Here is a 17,166-nt window from a genome sequence, read left to right on the forward strand (position 1 = left end):
CGCGCCCCGGGTCACAGGATCAGGTGGAGGCCGAAGGCGAACCCGAAGCCGACGAAGCCGATCAGGGTCTCCATCACGGTCCAGGTCCTGAGCGTGGTCCTGACGTCCATCCCCAGGAAACGGCCGACCAGCCAGAACCCGGAGTCGTTGACGTGTGAGAGCGCCGTCGCACCGGAGGCGATGGCGATCACGATCAGGGCCAGGTCGATCGAGCTGAGTCCGGAGGTGTTCTGCACGGCCGGGGCGACCAGGCCGGCGGCCGTGGTGAGGGCGACCGTGGCCGACCCCTGTGCGACACGCAGCGCGAGGGCGATGACGAACGCCGCGACGATGACCGGCATCCCGGTGGACTCCAGGCTGCTCGCGAGTGCGTCACCGATCCCGCTGGTACGCAGGACGCCGCCGAACATACCGCCGGCGCCGGTGATGAGGATGATGCCGCAGACGGGACCGAGCGCGCCGCCGACGATCTCCTCGACCCGCTGCCGGGTGAAGCGGCCCCTGCTGAGCACGGCCATCGCGTAGAGGACGGTGATGAGCAGAGCGATGGGCGTCTGGCCGAGCAGCAGCAGTGACTGGACCCAGACGGCGCCCTCGGACAGGGTCCCGGTGGCGACGAGGGTTCCGGTGCCGGTGTTGGCGAAGATGAGCAGCATCGGCAGCAGCAGGATGCTGAGGACCGTGGCCAGACGCGGCGGGTCCTCGTGGTTGACCTCGCCCTCGGGAGTGACGTCGTCGGGGGCGGGAAGTTCGAACCGCCGGCCCGCCCAGAGGCCGTAGAGGTAGCTGGCCAGGTACCAGGTGGGGATGGCCAGGACCGCGCCCACCAGCAGGGTGAGGCCCATGTCCGCGCCGATCTCGACGGCGGCGGTGACCGGACCGGGGTGCGGCGGCACGAAGGCGTGCATGACCGCGAAGGCGCCCGCCGTGGGCAGGGCGTAGGTGAGCACGGAGCCGCCGAGGCGGCGGGCCACGCTGAAGACGATCGGCAGCATGACCACGAGGCCGACGTCGAAGAAGATCGGGAAGCCGAAGAGCAGCGAGGCCGCGCCGAGCGCCAGGGGCGCGCGCTTCTCGCCGAACAGCTTGATGAGCGCCCCGGCGAGGACGGCCGCACCGCCGGTGACCTCCAGCATGCGGCCGATCATCACGCCCAGCCCCACGAGCAGGGCCACGTTGGCGAGCGTGCCGCCGAACCCGTCGAGGAGGGTGGGCACCACCCCGTCGACCGGGATCCCCGCCGCGAGGGCGGTGAGCACGCTGACCAGGACCAGCGCGATGAACGCGTGCAGCTTGAAGCGGATGATCAGGAACAGCAGGAGCGCGATGGCCCCTGCCGCGATCCCGAGGAGGGGACCCGTGCCGTAGACGGGTGCGAAGTTCTCCACGACGGAGCCTTCCAGTGGACGGGACGGTGGTGCTCGGCCGTGCCGGAACACGCCCTTGACCTGCTCTTGGAGCAGGCCCCGAGAATGGTAATACCATTTGTGATCCCATGTGAACTCAGGCTTCGATTTTGTGATGGAGGCGCAGGTCACAGGGCTGGAATCCGTGGGAGGCACCCCTCGACGCGGCCTTCCCGCCGACCTCCTGGAGTGCTCCCGCGCCCCGGCGCTCCCCCGCCCGCGGGGCACGACCGCCCGCGGGGCACGACCGCCGCGGGCCGGTGCCCCGCCCGGGGCAGAACGGTTTTTTCATGGCACCGGCGAATAAAACCGGAGCTGCTCGCAGCGGCCTCCGGGGGCCCGGTTTCCGAAAATTGACACCCCTGCGCCCCAGCCCCCAACCTCGTGCCATGGACGCTGAGCCCCGCACCCCCCTCCACCTGGCTGTCTACGACCAGATGGCCGACTGGCAGTACGGCCACGCGGTCGCGCACGTGCGTGCGGGCATCGGTCCGCACGGGGCCGGGAGCCGCCGGGTCCTCACGGTGGGGTTCACCGGGGCACCGGTCACGACGGCGGGCGGGCTCACCGTTCTGCCGGACCTCGCGCTGCCGCAGCTCAAGCCCTCGGCCAGCGCGATGCTGGTGTTGCCGGGCGCCCCCGAGTGGGACACCTCCCCCGAGATGATGGCCCCGCTGGCCTCGGCGGCGGGCATCTTCCTGGACGCCGGAATCCCGGTCGCCGCGGTCGGTGACGCCACCGCGGGGCTGGCCCGGGAGGGCCTGCTCGACCACCGGGACCACACCGGCACCCGGGAGAAACTGCTGGCGACGGGGTACGCGGGCGCGCACCGGTACCGGTCGGAACCGGCGGTCACCGACACCGACCTCGTCACCGCCGGGCCCACCGCCGCCGTGGAGTTCGCCCGCGAGGTCCTCGCCAGGCTCGACGCCCACACCTCCCGCACACTGGACGCCTGGTACCGGCTGCACGCCCTGCACGACCGGAGCGCCCGACTGACCCTGGCGGACGAGGGCTGATCCGCACCTGGCGGAACCCGGTCGCCGCCCGCCCCAGTATCGTCGGGGCAGCACCGCGTACTCGCGACGGCACCGCACCACACCGGGGGAACCCTTGATCGACCTGCGCTCGGACACCCTGACCCGTCCGACCACCGACATGCGCCGGGCCATGGCCGAGGCCGAGGTGGGCGACGACGTCTGGGGCGAGGACCCGACGGTGCGCGCCCTGGAGGAGGAGACCGCCGCCCTCCTGGGCCGCGAGGCCGCCCTCTACGTTCCCTCCGGTCACATGGCCAACCAGCTCGGGCTGTACGTGTCCACCCGCAGCGGCGAGGAGGTGTGGGCACACGAGCACCACCACCTCATCGGGGACGAACAGGGTGCCGCGGCGGTGCTCTCCCGGGTCCTGCCCCGCCTGTACTCGGGCGACCCCTTCCCCCCGCAGGAACTGCTGGAGTCCTGGATCTCCGGGCTCGGCGACGTCCACCGGGCCGACCCCGCCCTGCTCTGGCTGGAGAACACCTTCACCGGTCAGGTGGTGCCGTTGGCCGAGCAGCGGCGGGTGACGGACTTCGCGCACGCGCACGGGCTGCGCGCCCACCTGGACGGGGCCCGCCTGTGGAACGCCGCCGCACACCTGGGGGTCTCCCCGGAGGAGGCGGCCCGGGGGTTCGACACGGTGTCGGTCTGCTTCTCCAAGGGGTTGGGCGCCCCGGTGGGTTCGGCGCTGGCCGGTGACGCCGACACGATCCGGCGGGCCCGGCGGGGCCGCAAACTGCTGGGCGCGGGCATGCGCCAGGCGGGGATCATCGCCGCGGGCGCCCTGCACGCGCTGCGCCACCACCGGGAGCGGGTCGTGGAGGACCACCAGCGCGCGGCCCGGCTGGCCGAACGGGTGGACGGCCTGCCGGGGATCTCCGCTGCCGCCCGAACCAACATGGTGCTGCTCTCGACCCCCGAGGGGGAGGCGGCCCGGTACGCGGAGGCGTTCGCCGAGCAGGGGGTCCGCGGCCTGGGCGGGGGTTCCCGGATCCGGCTGGTGCTGAGCCTGGAGGTCACCGACAGCGACGTCGAGGAGGCGGCCGAGGCGATCGCGAGGGCCGTCGCGGAGCTCTGAGGGTGCTCGCCCGGTGTGACCGAATCGGCGCCTCAGGGAGCCTCGCAGGTCAGCGCGGTGGGCCGTCGGTACACTTGGCCGGTCGCGCGCGAACACGAGGCACCTGGAGGTGTTGCGCATCACATCGCGTAGTAGCATCGAGCGTATGACATTGTCGTACTAGAGAGTGGTAGCACCGCAATGCCGGGAAGAATCCAGTCCATCGAACGCGCCGCCGCGATCCTCCGGCTCCTGGCCAGTGGCGCCCGCGGACTGAGCCTGGCGGAGGTCTCCCGCTCCCTCGAACTGCCGAAGGGCACCGCCCTGGGCATCCTGCGCACGCTCCAGCACGTGGGCTTCGTGGAGCAGGACCCGGAGTCCGGCCGCTACCGGCTGGGCGGCGGGATGCTCAGCCTGGGCACCCGCTACCTGGACGGCAACGAACTGCGCACCCGGGCGCTGAACTGGGCCGACACCCTCGCCTCGCGCAGCGGGGAGAGTGTGCGCATCGGCACTCTGCACAAGCACCAGGTCCTGGTGGTGCACCACGTCTTCCGCCCGGACTCCACCCGGCAGACCCTGGACGTGGGAACCCTGCTGCCGCTGCACGCGACCGCGCTGGGCAAGGTGCTGATGGCCTTCGACCCGCTGGCGGTTCCCGAGGAGGTCGCCTCGGTGGAGCCCGACTCACCGGTGGAGCTGACCGCCTTCACCAGGCACACCGTCACGTCCATGGCCTCGCTGGAGGGACGGCTGACCGCAATCCGGGACAGCGGCTGGGGCTGGGAGGCCGAGGAACTGGTCGACGGCGAGGTCTCCATCGCCGCGCCCATCCGCGACCGGCGCGGAGTCACCGTCGGCGCCATCGGAGTGCGCGGCGCCGTCGAGCGGCTGCGCAGCGGCGACGGCAAACCCGACATGGAGCAGGTCTCCTACGTGCGCGACGCCGCCCGGGCCATCTCCCGCGAACTGGGCGCCACACCCTACTGAGCGCCCGGGGCGGCGGGTGTGCCGCCGAAGGACCGCCCGACCGCACCGCGGGACTCCCCGGTGCGGTGCTTCCGCGACTCCGCTCCCCCTGAGACAGTAACCATCCGAACACGTGATCCACGCGACACGATTACGTCACGCTGCCTTGACACGGGCAGGAAAGTCGGATGAAACTTACGCCTAATCATACGTCAATGTCGTACATCGTGCGGGGTCAACCGCTACTTGCGCACCGACCGAGAATCAACCGAGTCCGCACCCAGAGCCGTTCTCCTGAAGGCGAGCACCGATGAGTCAGCAGTACGTCGCCGCGATCGACCAGGGCACCACGTCGAGCCGCTGCATCCTCTTCGACCGGGACGGGCGCATCGTCTCGGTCGACCAACGAGAGCACCGTCAGATCTTCCCGCAGCCGGGGTGGGTGGAACACGACGCCCTGGAGATCTGGACCAACGTCGAGGCGGTGGTCCAGGAGTCCCTGCAGAAGAGTGACATCACCCCGGACCAGGTCGCCGCGATCGGCATCACCAACCAGCGCGAGACCACCCTGCTGTGGGACCGCGAGACCGGCGAGCCCGTCCACAACGCCATCGTCTGGCAGGACACCCGGACCGACGACCTCGCGCGCGAGCTCGGCGCCGAGGAGGGCCAGGACCGCTTCCGCCCCAAGTGCGGCCTGCCCCTGGCCACCTACTTCTCCGGCCCCAAGATCCGCTGGCTCCTCGACAACGTCGAGGGGGTGCGCGAGCGGGCCGAGCGCGGCGAGCTGCTGTTCGGCACCATGGACACCTGGCTCATCTGGAAGCTGACCGGCCGCCACGTCACCGACGTGACCAACGCCAGCCGCACCATGCTGATGAACCTGGCCACCCTGGAGTGGGACCCCGAGATCCTGGAGGCCATGCAGATCCCGTCCAGCCTGCTGCCGGAGATCCGCTCCTCCTCCGAGGTCTACGGCGAGGCCCGGGGCTACCTGGCCGGCACGCCCGTGGCCGCCTCGCTGGGTGACCAGCACGCCGCCCTGTTCGGCCAGACCTGCTTCGACGAGGGTGACGTCAAGGGCACCTACGGCACCGGCACCTTCCTGGTGATGAACACCGGAACCGAGCCCGTGACCTCGACCAACGGCCTGCTCACCACGCTGGGCTACAAGATCGGCGACGCACCGGCCGTGTACGCCCTGGAAGGCTCCATCGCGGTCACCGGTTCCCTGGTCCAGTGGCTCCGCGACAACCTGGGGCTGATCTCCACCGCACCCGAGATCGAAACGCTCGCGCTCTCGGTGGAGGACAACGGCGGCTGCTACGTCGTCCCCGCCTTCTCCGGGCTGTTCGCGCCGCACTGGCGCGGCGACGCCCGGGGCGTGATCGCCGGGCTGACCGGTTACGTCAACAAGGGCCACATCGCCCGTGCCGTCCTGGAGGCCTCGGCCTGGCAGACCCGTGAGGTCGTCGACGCCATGAACGCCGACTCCCAGCTCGACCTGACCACGCTGAAGGTCGACGGCGGCATGACCGCGGACAACCTGCTCATGCAGATCCTGTCCGACGTGCTGGACGCCGAGGTCGTCCGACCGATGGTCGCCGAGACCACCTGCCTGGGCGCGGCGTACGCGGCGGGGCTCGCCGTGGGCTACTGGCCCGACGTGGAGACCCTGCGCGCCAACTGGCACAAGGCCGCCGAGTGGAACCCGAAGATGGACCCCGAGGTCCGCGAGCGCGAGTACCACAACTGGAACAAGGCTGTGCAGCGCACCCTGGGCTGGGTCGAGCACAAGGACGACAAGTAACGGGGCGAACGCTCCCCGCCTCCCACACACACGACCGCGCCCCAGGGACACTAGCGCCAACTGGAACCCCTGGGGCGCGGTTCGGGGACACCTGTCCGGTGTCCCTCCCCCATCAACTCGTGACGGGTGAGTCCGATTATGCCTGTGGTGGAACGGTTCCGTCCCCCTGGCAGGGCACTCCCGTGACTCGGCTGCCCCGCACGGGGCGGAGGTCCCCATGGTCTATCTGGCAGAGTTCGTCGGTACGGCGATCCTGATCCTTCTCGGCGGCGGCGTCGTCGCCGGCGTCTCGCTCGCTCGGTCCAAGGCCCTCAACGGGGGCTGGATCGTGGTGACGTTCGGCTGGGGTATGGCGGTCGCGATGGCCGTCTACGTGGTCGGCACCACCAGCGGCGCCCACATCAACCCCGCGGTCACCGTCGGCCTCGCCAGTATCGGCGAGTTCGACTGGACCATGGTGCCCGGCTACCTCGGCGCCCAGGTCGCCGGCGCCTTCTTCGGCGCCTGCCTGGTCTACCTGGTCTACCTGGCGCACTGGGAGCACACCGAGGACGCCGACGCCAAGCTCGGCGTGTTCAGCACCTCGCCCGGGGTGCGCCGCCCGGTCGCCAACCTCGTCACCGAGGTCATCGGTACCGCGATGCTGGTGCTGGGCATCCTCGGCATCGGAGCCAACGAGGGTTCGGTGACCCAGGGAGACGCCGACCTGTCCGCCCTGTTCGCCCACGGCCTGTCCCCGCTGCTGGTCGGCCTGTTGGTGCTCGCGATCGGCCTGTCCCTCGGCGGCCCCACCGGGTACGCCATCAACCCGGCCCGCGACCTGGGCCCGCGCATCGCGCACGCGCTGCTGCCGATCCCGGGCAAGGGCTCCTCCGACTGGGGTTACGCCTGGATCCCGGTGGTCGGCCCTCTGCTGGGCGGCGTGATCGGCGCCTGGATCTGGAACCTGACCGGTTTCGGGGGCTGATCGGCCCCTCCTCCGCGCTCCCGGGGGCGCCCGGCTCGGGCCGGGCGCCCCCGACGTGTTCGGGGTGACCGGTCCGCCCTACGAGCTCAGGTGGACCTCCTCCAGGTAGTCGAGGGTCTCCCCCGGCCTGAGGGCGACCAGCCTGAGGTGGTTGACCAGGTTCTGGTACCGGGCCACGTCGTCGGGCTCCTCCAGGTAGATGCCGTCGGTCGCGGTCTCCAGGAAGACGACGGTGGGGTCGATGGTGTCGGGGAACTCCAGGATCACGCAGGAGCCCCCGCACCCGGGGTTGAGCTTGGCCGCCCTGGTCATCTGCACGGTGACGTTGGGACGCTGGGCCATCTCCAGGATGTGCTTCACCTGGGTGCGCCGGACCTCGGGGTGATCGGTCAGGCGCAGCAGGGAGCCCTCGTCGAAGATCGCCCACAGCTCCGGCGGGTCCTGGTCCTGGAGGATCCGCTGCCGGGTCATCCGGGCGTCGACGGCCCGGCGGATCTCCTGGGGGTTGGCCAGGCAGGACTGCGCGGTGACCGTCATGTACTCCGGGACCTGGAGGAGTCCGGGGATCATCAGGGGCTGCCAGGTCGTGATGGACCGGGCTTCGGTCTCGAAGCCGACGAACCTGGCCGCGAGGACGTCCCGGTACCGCGTCCACCAGCCGCGTTCGAGCGACTGCCGGCACAGGTCCAGGATCTCGTCGAACTCTCTGCCCCGCGGCACCTCGCACGCGTCCAGGATCGATCTGACCTCCTGGAGGCTGGGGCGCTTCTTCACCCCGGACTCGATGTTGGAGTACGTGGACTTGGACAGGCCCGCGTCCGCCGCGGCCTCTTCGCTGGTCTTGCGGACGGCGAGCCGGACGCGCCTGAGTTCGGCGGAGAGCCGGCGCCGCCGGATCGTGGGTGAGTACCTAGTGGCCATGATGTCGTTCATCGTAGGACCGGAGATGCCCCCCAAGTGGGGCAATCCGGGGAACCCGGAGTCCAGACATCGCTTCGTCTCGCAAAACCTGGACGCCATCTTCTCAGAACCCGGATTCCAGCTTCATTCTGATCGAGCCCCGCCCCGGCACCTCCGGCGGGAGCCCGCCCCGACACCCCCTCCGCCCAGAGTAAGCGTTCGACAATGCCGAACTCCAGGAACAGTAAGCAACACCCCGAACCCCTTGGGTAACAACCACCCCTTTCTCCACGGTCCAGAACCGGGACACTCCAGGGGACTCGCGCCAATAGCGGTGCCCATCTTCACCAACGTTCGGCATTGTCGTATCATGCATACGACGCCCACCTGAATCGTGGAGCCCGTTCAGGTACGTGCGGTAACCGCCCCCCTTCCCAACGGACGGAGCACCAGCCATGACCGCCAGCACCCACCGAAGCGACGCCCCCACCATCCGCGCGCACACGCGCGAGGAACTCACCCGGGGTACCTTCGACCTCCTCGTCATCGGCGGCGGGATCCTCGGCACCTCCGTCGCCTGGACCGCCACCCAGGCGGGCCTGCGGGTGGCCATGGTCGACGCCGGCGACTTCGCCGGGGCCACCTCCAGCGCCTCCTCCAAGCTCGTACACGGCGGCCTGCGCTACCTCCAGACCGGCAACGTGCGCCTGGTCGCGGAGAACCACAAGGAACGGCGCTCCCTCGCCTCCGACGTGGCTCCCCACCTGGTCAACCACCGCCCCTTCCTGGTTCCGATCTACTCCGGCGGCCCGCACGGCGCCGCCAAGATGGGCGCGGGCGTCTTCCTCTACTCGGCGCTGTCCGCCTTCGGGGACGGCATGGGCCGCCTGCTCTCCCCGCTCCAGGCCAAGCGCCTCGCCCCCGGGCTGCGCACCGAGGGCCTGAAGTCCGTCGCCGCCTACAGCGACCACCAGATGAACGACAGCCGGATGGCGGTCATGACGGTACGCGCCGCCGTGGACGCCGGAGCCGTGGTGCTCAACCACGCCGAGGTCCGGGGCCTGCGCACCACTCGGGGCCGGGTGACCGGGGCGGACCTGCGCGACCGGGTGGACGGGAGCGAGTTCGGGATCGACGCACGGCTGGTGCTCAACGCGACCGGCCCCTGGGTGGACCACCTGCGCCGGTTGGAGGACCCGAACGCCGCGCCCAGCGTCCGGCTGTCCAAGGGCGCCCACCTGGTGCTGCGCACCCCGGACCCGTGGCGGGCCGCGCTCACCATCCCGGTGGACAAGTACCGGGTCTCCTTCGCCATCCCCTGGGAGGGGCACCTGCTCCTGGGCACCACGGACGAGGCCTACGAGGGCGACCCCGCCGACGTGGGGGTGGTGTCCTCGGACGTGGACCAGATCCTGGGCGAGGCGGCCCTGGGCATCGACGCCCCCTACCTCGACCGCGACCGCATGACCTACTCGTTCGCCGGGCTGCGCGTCCTACCGGGCGGCCCGGGCGACACCAGTTCGGCCAAACGGGAGACCGTGGTCACCCAGGGGCGGGGCGGGATGCTCTCCGTGGCCGGCGGCAAGTGGACGACCTACCGGCACATCGGCCGGACCGTCCTGGAGGAGCTGCGCAAGGTGGCGACGGTCCCGCTGGCCGAGGACATGGCGGACCCGCTGCGGACCGTGCCGCTGCCGGGGCTGGCCAGTCCGGACGCGGTCACCCAGCGCCTGATCATCGACCGTGAGCCGGGTACCCGCCTGGACCCGCTGGTCGCCCGGCACCTGGCCTCGCACTACGGGAGCCTGGCCATGGACATCGCCGGCCTGGTGCGCGCCGACCCCGGGCTGGGCGAGCGGATCCACCCCGACGGCCCGGACGTGTGGGCCCAGGTGGTGTTCGCCCGCGACCGCGAGTGGGCGGTGACCGTCGACGACGTGCTGCGGCGCCGGACCACCGTCACCGTGCGGGGCCTGGACACCGCCGAGGTCCGCGAACGCACCCGGGCCCTGCTGGAGGCCTGACCCCCGCACGCACAGGACCCCGGAACCGTCAGTGACGGTTCCGGGGTCCTGTGCCGTCCGGGGCCGGACCCCGGACGCGCGAACGCCCCCGGAGGGTGGAAACCCTCCGGGGGCGTTCAGCGACGTCTACGCCTGCAAGGGGTGACGACGCTACGTCTTTGCGGTCTTAGATACCGACGACGTTCTCGGCCTGCGGGCCGCGGGTGCCGGCGACAACCTCGAACTCCACGCGCTGGTTCTCCTCCAGGTTACGGAAGCCCGTGCCCTGGATGGCGCTGTAGTGAACGAAGGCGTCGGGGCCACCGTCGTCGGGGGAGATGAAGCCGAAGCCCTTCTCGCCGTTGAACCACTTCACAGTTCCCTGAGCCATGTTTTCTCCTTCAGCTCGGTGTACACGGACGCATACTCACACGCCCGAAAATTGCCGCGAGCCGACTCCAAGAGAAACCGCCCGCCGGTCACAAACTCCGCGGGCAAGACACCAACTGCGAAATTCAACGACTAACAATCTCTAACGAACGTACCACAGCCTGAGCGGCTGTCGAGGTCTTCCGGTGTGGCAACTCGCACGGCCCGCCGGGGAATACCGGCGGGCCGTGCGGGGGACGCGTGTGACCCGGGTGAAGATCACCGGCGTGTCACGCAAATGTTACCCAGGGTTCACGAGGGCATCGTTGACGCACTTCAGCACAGGTGGCGCCGTCACGGCCCCCGGGTCGAGAGCCGCGCCGCCGAGCACCGTGAACGTGTGCGACTCGCCGGGCAACAGCGTCACCAGCGCGCTGTCGGCGCTCACCCCGGGGTCGAGTCTGTCGACGTTCAGCACCAGATCCCGCAACAGCACACGGGCTTGTACGTTCACCCGCAAATCGGAACCGTCCACCCGTGTTTCGACTTCGAATTCGGGTTTTCGGTAGTCCAGGTCGAGATCCCGGGAGAAGAACCACCAGGCCCGCTCTCCCGCACCGTCGACGGTCAGCACCTCGCGGCTGGCCGCACCCGCCCGCGCGACCTCCGGGGGCACCGGAATCCGCAACGCCCCGCGGGGCGCCACCCGGACCGGATGCGCGGAGGCGGACAACTCGGCTCCCGTCACGGTGTCGCGACGGGCCACCGTCACCTCGGCGACCCACTCCTGACCGGTGTCGTTGCCCAGGACCACCTGCAGTCCGCCTCCGGGGGCGGGCTGCACCGTGGCCACCCGGTCCGCGTACACGCGGCGCAGCGCGTACCACAGCGGTTTGTACCGCCCCTGCCCGTCGACCGCCGCCCACGAGGTGACCGGCCAGCAGTCGTTGAGCTGCCACATCACCGTGCCCGTGCAGTACGGCCAGGTGGCGCGGAAGTGCTCGATGCCCAGGGTCAGGGCCCGCGCCTGGTTGACCTGCGTGAGGTAGTGCCAGTCCTCGAACCCCCACTCGCGGTCACCGAAGTGCGCGGCGAGCCCGCGGGCGAGCTTGCCGTTGCCGTCGATCGCCTTCTGGTGGTGCATCACCCCGGGCGAGGTCGGGGTGAGCGGGTCGTCGGACACCGAACCGCGCAGCGTGGCGTAGGTCGGCGGCGCCTGGTACCCGAACTCCGCGGCGAACCGGGGGCGGCGCTCCCGGTAGACGGTGTAGTCGAGCTCGTTCCACACGTCCCACAGGTGCATGGTCCCGTGCGAGGGCTCGTTGGGGTGGACCCCCTCGGCCTCGGAGTAGGGACTGCCTGCCCAGTAGGGGCGGGTCGGGTCGAGTTCGGAGACCGCCCGGGGCAACACGTCCAGGTAGTACCCGGCGCCCCAGGCCCGACCGTCGAGCTCCTCCTTCCACCCCCAGTCCTCGTGTCCCCAGATGTTCTCGTTGTTGCCGCACCACACCGCCAGGCTGGGGTGCGGCGCCAGCCGCGCGACCGCCTCACGCGCCTCGGCCTCGACCTCCGAGGCCAGCGGTTCGTCCTCGGGGTAGGCGGCGCAGGCGAAGAGGAAGTCCTGCCACACGAGGACGCCGCGCTCGGAGCAGAGCTCGTAGAAGTCCTCGGACTCGTAGATCCCGCCGCCCCACACGCGCAGCAGGTTCATCCCGGCGTCCCGGGCCTGCTCGATCCGCTCCCGGTAGCGGTCCCGGCCGATCCGGTGCGGGAAGGCGTCGTCGGGGATCCAGTTGGCCCCCCGGACCAGGATGTCGCGGCCGTTGACCCGGACCGCGAAGGCGGAGCCGTCCGCGTCGGGCTCGCTGCGCACCGCCACGTTCCGGAAACCGATCCGGCGCTCCCAGCCGTCCAGGGCCTCCCCGTCCGCGGAGAGCTCCACCCCCAGGCCGTACAGCGGCTGACCGCCGTGGCCGCGCGGCCACCACAGGTCCGGTTCGGCGACCACGAGTTCCAGGGCCGCCTCCGTCTCCCCGGCCGCCACCACCGCGGTGGCCTCCGCGCCCGCGACCGAGGCGGTCAGCGTCAGGTCCGTGTCCTGCCCGGGCCCGGTGCGCTCCACCTCCACCCGCACGCCGACCCGTCCCAGTGATCCGTCCGCGGAGACCGACACCAGCGGCCGGACCGAGGCCAGCCGCGCCGTCGACCAGGCGTGCAACCGGATCGGCCGCCAGATCCCGGAGGTGACCACGGTCGGCCCCCAGTCCCAGCCGAAGTTGCAGGCCATCTTGCGGATGTACTGGTAGGGCTCGTCATAGGCGGCGGGAAGCGCGCCCATCCGCTCCCGGTTGGCCTCCGCGTAGCGGTAGGGCGAGGCGAACTCCACCTCCAGGGAGGGGTCGGCCTCCCCGGCCGCCAGCGCATCGGTGACGTCGAAGCGGTACGAACGGTGCATGTTGGCCGTCCGGCCCGCCTCCCGTCCGCCGACCCGGACGGTGGCGACGGTGTCCAGGCCCTCGCAGACCAGGTCGACGCGCTCCGCGTTCGGAGCGCCCCGGTCCGCGCCGCCCAGGGCCCGGGCCTCCGCGGCCAGGGAGCGCGTGTACCTCCAGTCGGTCCGGCCGATCCAGCCCAGCCGGTCCTCGTTGTCGTCCAGGTAGGGGTCGGCGATCAGGCCGTGGTCGAGCAGGTCCGTGTGGACGCAGCCCGGCACGGTGGCACCGACCTCGCCGACCTCGGCGGCCGGTCCCGACAGGGCGCCCTCGTGGGGCACCGCCGTCAGCTTCCAGCCGTCGTGCAGGTCGAACCACGCGGTCATGCGTGTTCCTCTTTTCCCGTGGTGTGTGGCGGTCGCGGCGCGGCGCGGCTCAGTGCTGGTCGATCCCGACGAAGTGCCCCTTCTCGACCTCGGTGAGGGGAGCGGAGTCGTCGTCCTCACCGACCGTGGGCAGGACGACGTCCTCCGGCGGGTTGGCCGCCAGTTCCTCGTCCACCTCGGTCCAGGTGCGGTGCAGCTGGGGCACGCACGAGAGCAGGTGCCGGCTGTAGGGATGCATCGGGTTCTCGAACACCGCCCTGGTGGGCCCCATCTCGGCGATGGCGCCCTTGCGCAGGATCACGGACCTGTCGCTGACGTAGTTGCCCAGGGACAGGTCGTGGGTGACGAACAGGATGCCCAGGCCGCGCTCCTTGAGGTCGGCGAGCAGGTTGAGCACGTCGATGCGGGTGGAGGCGTCCAGCATGCTGATGATCTCGTCGGCCACCAGCAGTTTGATGTCCAGGAGCAGCGCACGCGCGATGAGCAGCCGCTGGAGCTGCCCGCCGCTGAGCTGGTGCGGGTACTTGTCGAGGACGTTGCCGGGGTCCAGCCGCACCGTGCCGATCGCGTCCAGGACCTTCTGTCTCCAGTCCGCGTCCGAGGTCGCGGGGAAGTAGGAGGAGCGGATCATCTCGAAGACGCGGTCGGCCTTGAAGATGGGGTTGAAGGAGCTGAAGGGGTCCTGGAAGACGCCCTGCACCCTCCGGTAGTACTCCTTCTTCGCGGAGAACCCGCGGATCCGGGAGACGTCGTTCCCCTCGAAGAGGATCTGGCCGGAGCTGACCCCGGTCAGGCCCAGCACCATCTTCCCGATCGTGCTCTTTCCGCTGCCGCTCTCACCGATCAGCGACACCACCTCGCCGGGTTCCACCGTCAGGTTGACGTCACGGACCGCGCGCAGCCTGGCGCCGCCGAAGGCGCCCACCCGGTACACCTTGTGCACGTGGCTCAGTTCCAGCACGGTTCTACCTCCCCGTCTTCCAGCAGGCGGCCCAGTGGCCGGGTTCGATCTCCACCAGGGGCGGAGTCTGCGAGCACTCCTCGGAGGCGATCGGGCAGCGGTCCTTGAACCGGCAGCCGGTCGGCGGGTGCAGCAGCCCGGGCGGGGTGCCCGGGATGCCCTCCAGGCGGGTGTCCTCCGTGGTCGTACCGACCTCCGGCAGCGCACCGATGAGCATCTTGGTGTACGGGTGCTGGGGATCGTTGATGATCGTGGACGCCGGGGCCTTCTCCGCGATCCGGCCCGCGTACATCACCATGACCGTGTCGGCCATCTGGTAGACGAGCGAGATGTCGTGGGTCACGAAGATCATGCTCTTGACGTAACCGCGGTCGCGGAACTCCACCATGGACTCCACCACCGACCGCTGGGTCGACACGTCCAGGGCCGAGGTCGCCTCGTCCGCGATCAGCAGCGAGGGGTCGAGCAGGGTGGCCATGACCATGACCACACGCTGCTTCATCCCGCCGGACAGCTCGATCGGGAACCGCTTGAGTACGTCCGGGTCCAGGCCGACCAGCTCCAGGCGGCGGTCCAGCTCCTCCGCGACATCGGCCGGACGCACGCCGCGTGAACGCAGCAGCTCGTTGATCATCCGGCCGATCTTGCGGGTGGGGTTGAGCGCACTCATCGCGTACTGCGGGATGAGCGAGATCTCGTGGTAGCGGAACCTGTTCATCGCGCGGTCGTCGGCGATGGGCACGTTCTCGCCGTCCAGCTCGATCGTGCCGTCCACGTGCCGCATCCGGCCGTCCAGCCGGATCAGGCTCTTGCCCAGGGTGCTCTTGCCGCAGCCGGATTCCCCGGCCAGGCCCATGATCTCCCCGTCGGCGAGGTCGAAGTTCACCCCGTCGAGGGCGTGGACGTCCCCGCGCAGGGTCTGGTAGTAGACCTTCAGGTCGTTGACGCGCAGGGTCATTACAGCTCCCGCAGCTTGGGGTTGAAGACCTCGTCCAACCCGACGTTGAGGATGTACATCGAACCGACCAGGAGGGTGATCCCGGCACCCGGTGGAATGAACCACCACCACATGCCGAGTTGGAGGGCGCTCCAGGCGACGGCGCTCTCCAGCATGAGGCCGAGGGAGACGCCGTTCGCGGGTCCGAGGCCGATGAAGTCGAGTCCGGCGGCGATGAGGATGGCCCCGCCGAAGAGCAGGATGAACGACATCACCAGGTAGGAGCTCATGTTCGGGGCGATCTCGGTGGTGATGATCCGCCAGGTGCGGCGGCCGCTCAGCCGGGCCAGGTCCACGTAGTCACGGGTGGCCAGGGACAGCGCCTGGGAGCGGACCGCGCGCGCCGCCCACGGCCACGAGGTCAGCCCGATGAACAGCGCCTGGACGACAACACCGCGCACGTCCAGGTAGGCGACGGCGACGATGAGCACGACCAGGGTGGGCAGGACCAGCACCACGTTGGTGAACATGTTGAGCAGCTCGTCGACGAGCCCGCCCTTGAAACCGGCGACGAACCCGACCGCGGTGCCCACGACGAAGGCGATGCCTCCGCCCAGGGCCCCGACCAGGAAGGTCGAACGCAGCCCGTAGACGAACTGGGCCCAGATGTCCTGGCCGAAGGAGGTGGTGCCCATCCAGTACTCGGAGCTGGGCGGCTGGCTCTTGGGACCGACGTAGACGTTGGGCCCCTGGTCGATGAACAGGGGTCCGATCAGGCCGGTGAACAGGAGCGCGAGCACGATCCCCGTGCCGATGAGGAGCTTGGGGTTGCGCCGGGCGAAGTGCAGGCCCTCGGAGACCTTGCGCTCGCCGGCCGGTTCCGGTGCCGCGCCGGAGTCGGCCGCGCCAGGGGTCGCGGGGACGTTGGTCATGAGGCGCCTCCCGTCATCTGGACTCGCGTGCGCGGGTCGACCAGGACGTAGATGATGTCGATGATGAAGTTGGCGATCAGCACCCCGACGACCACGAACAGGAAGATCCCCTGCAGCAGGAAGAAGTCGTTGTTGTTCAGGGAGTTGAGGACCAGGGTCCCCAGGCCGGGGTAGTTGAAGACGATCTCGGTGAGCAGCGCGCCCGCGATGATGGTGCCGAGCTGCACGGCCAGACCGGTGATCTGCGGCAGCATCGCGTTGCGGAAGGCGTAGCGGCGGATCAGCCGGCGCGGGGCTCCGAGCGCCTGGAGGTAGTTCGAGTAGTCCGCCTCCAGCTCGTAGATGATCATGTTGCGCATACCGATCGCCCAGCCGCCGAGGGCCACCAGGAACATGGACAGGAACGGCAGGAACCAGTGGGTGAGCAGGTTCGAGATGAACGGCCACGACCACGAGGGCGTGAGCGCGAAGCTGTAGCCTCCCGCGGTCGGGAAGAAGCCGCCCACCACACCGAGCGCCCAGGCCAGCAGTAGGGCGAGCCACATGTAGGGGGTCGCGGTCAGGATGTAGCCGAGCGGGAGCACGGTGTTGTCGAGGATCTTGCTGCGGGCGGCGAACGCGCCGAAGCGGTTGCCGACGATCCAGCTCAGGATGATGGCGGGGAGCAGCAGGCCCAGGGTGAACGGGATGTGCCGCAGGATGATGTCGGTGACGGGCTCGGGGTACAGCCACACGCTGATGCCGAGGTCACCGCGTAGGAGACCGCTCCAGAAACTGAGGTACTGCTGGTAGAGCGGGGTGTCGAGGCCGAAGACCTCGTTGTAGTAGGTGTTCATTCGCTCCAGGGCCTCCGGGTCGGAGACCGAGGCCCTGTTGAGCATGCTGCTGACGGGGTCGCCGGGCATGAACCGCGGGATCATCCAGTTGATGGTGACCGCGACGACGAAGGTGATGCCGTAGATCCCGAGTTTGCGGCCCATGTAACGCCACACGGGTG

Annotated in this window: 14 protein-coding genes; 6 read left to right on the top strand and 8 right to left on the bottom strand. The window is 70.1% G+C overall.

The window, feature by feature from the left end; genetic code table 11:
- Positions 1-11: 11 nt before the first annotated feature.
- On the bottom strand, positions 12-1,388 hold the full coding sequence (locus IE195_RS05345; protein WP_191268262.1) for a GntP family permease: 1,377 nt from the start codon (positions 1,386-1,388) through the stop codon (positions 12-14).
- Positions 1,389-1,795: 407 nt separating this feature from the next.
- On the opposite strand from IE195_RS05345, the gene IE195_RS05350 reads away from it, so the two are divergent.
- The 5 genes from IE195_RS05350 to IE195_RS05370 all read left to right on the top strand — a co-directional run bounded on the left by IE195_RS05350 (position 1,796) and on the right by IE195_RS05370 (position 7,249).
- A complete protein-coding gene (locus IE195_RS05350; RefSeq protein ID WP_191268263.1) occupies positions 1,796-2,425 on the top strand; it encodes a DJ-1/PfpI family protein in 630 nt (209 codons plus the stop codon).
- A gap of 94 nt (positions 2,426-2,519) precedes the next feature.
- Positions 2,520-3,524 carry a threonine aldolase family protein gene (locus IE195_RS05355; protein WP_191268264.1) on the top strand — a complete coding sequence of 335 codons (1,005 nt, stop codon included), beginning with the start codon at positions 2,520-2,522 and terminating at the stop codon, positions 3,522-3,524.
- Positions 3,525-3,704: 180 nt separating this feature from the next.
- Positions 3,705-4,493 (top strand): IclR family transcriptional regulator, encoded by a 789-nt coding sequence (locus IE195_RS05360; RefSeq protein ID WP_191268265.1) that lies wholly within the window; start codon positions 3,705-3,707, stop codon positions 4,491-4,493.
- Between the two features lie 289 nt (positions 4,494-4,782).
- Positions 4,783-6,282, top strand: a complete 1,500-nt coding sequence (glpK, locus tag IE195_RS05365) for a glycerol kinase GlpK (RefSeq protein ID WP_191268266.1) — start codon at positions 4,783-4,785, stop codon at positions 6,280-6,282.
- A 217-nt stretch (positions 6,283-6,499) separates the two neighbouring features.
- Positions 6,500-7,249, top strand: a complete 750-nt coding sequence (locus tag IE195_RS05370; RefSeq protein ID WP_191268267.1) for an MIP/aquaporin family protein — start codon at positions 6,500-6,502, stop codon at positions 7,247-7,249.
- A gap of 78 nt (positions 7,250-7,327) precedes the next feature.
- On the opposite strand, the gene IE195_RS05375 is transcribed toward IE195_RS05370, so the two are convergent.
- The gene (locus tag IE195_RS05375) at positions 7,328-8,182 is read right to left on the bottom strand and encodes a helix-turn-helix domain-containing protein (RefSeq protein ID WP_191268268.1); all 855 of its coding nucleotides are present in this window, start codon (positions 8,180-8,182) and stop codon (positions 7,328-7,330) included.
- A gap of 422 nt (positions 8,183-8,604) precedes the next feature.
- Between IE195_RS05375 and IE195_RS05380 the strand changes: the two genes are divergently transcribed.
- On the top strand, positions 8,605-10,173 hold the full coding sequence (locus IE195_RS05380; RefSeq protein ID WP_191268269.1) for a glycerol-3-phosphate dehydrogenase/oxidase: 1,569 nt from the start codon (positions 8,605-8,607) through the stop codon (positions 10,171-10,173).
- Positions 10,174-10,339: 166 nt separating this feature from the next.
- Here the strand turns inward: IE195_RS05380 and IE195_RS05385 are convergent, their stop codons facing one another.
- From IE195_RS05385 to IE195_RS05410, 6 genes are all read right to left on the bottom strand, one after another.
- Positions 10,340-10,543 carry a cold-shock protein gene (locus IE195_RS05385; protein ID WP_191268270.1) on the bottom strand — a complete coding sequence of 68 codons (204 nt, stop codon included), beginning with the start codon at positions 10,541-10,543 and terminating at the stop codon, positions 10,340-10,342.
- Positions 10,544-10,822: 279 nt separating this feature from the next.
- Positions 10,823-13,339, bottom strand: coding sequence for a glycoside hydrolase family 2 protein (locus IE195_RS05390; protein ID WP_191268271.1), 2,517 nt, complete (start codon positions 13,337-13,339; stop codon positions 10,823-10,825).
- 49 nt (positions 13,340-13,388) lie between these two features.
- Positions 13,389-14,300 (bottom strand): ATP-binding cassette domain-containing protein, encoded by a 912-nt coding sequence (locus tag IE195_RS05395; protein WP_191268272.1) that lies wholly within the window; start codon positions 14,298-14,300, stop codon positions 13,389-13,391.
- Between the two features lie 4 nt (positions 14,301-14,304).
- Positions 14,305-15,258: an ABC transporter ATP-binding protein gene (locus IE195_RS05400; protein WP_191268273.1), complete on the bottom strand. Its 954-nt coding sequence runs from the start codon at positions 15,256-15,258 to the stop codon at positions 14,305-14,307.
- Positions 15,258-16,169 (bottom strand): ABC transporter permease, encoded by a 912-nt coding sequence (locus IE195_RS05405; protein WP_191268274.1) that lies wholly within the window; start codon positions 16,167-16,169, stop codon positions 15,258-15,260. The genes IE195_RS05400 and IE195_RS05405 overlap by 1 nt, the downstream gene beginning before the upstream one ends.
- Positions 16,166-17,161: an ABC transporter permease gene (locus tag IE195_RS05410; RefSeq protein WP_191268275.1), complete on the bottom strand. Its 996-nt coding sequence runs from the start codon at positions 17,159-17,161 to the stop codon at positions 16,166-16,168. Before IE195_RS05410 ends, IE195_RS05405 begins: the two co-directional genes overlap by 4 nt.
- Positions 17,162-17,166 lie beyond the last annotated feature (5 nt).

The sequence above is a fragment of the Nocardiopsis terrae genome (genome assembly GCF_014651695.1).
GTDB classification, from domain to species: domain Bacteria; phylum Actinomycetota; class Actinomycetes; order Streptosporangiales; family Streptosporangiaceae; genus Nocardiopsis; species Nocardiopsis terrae.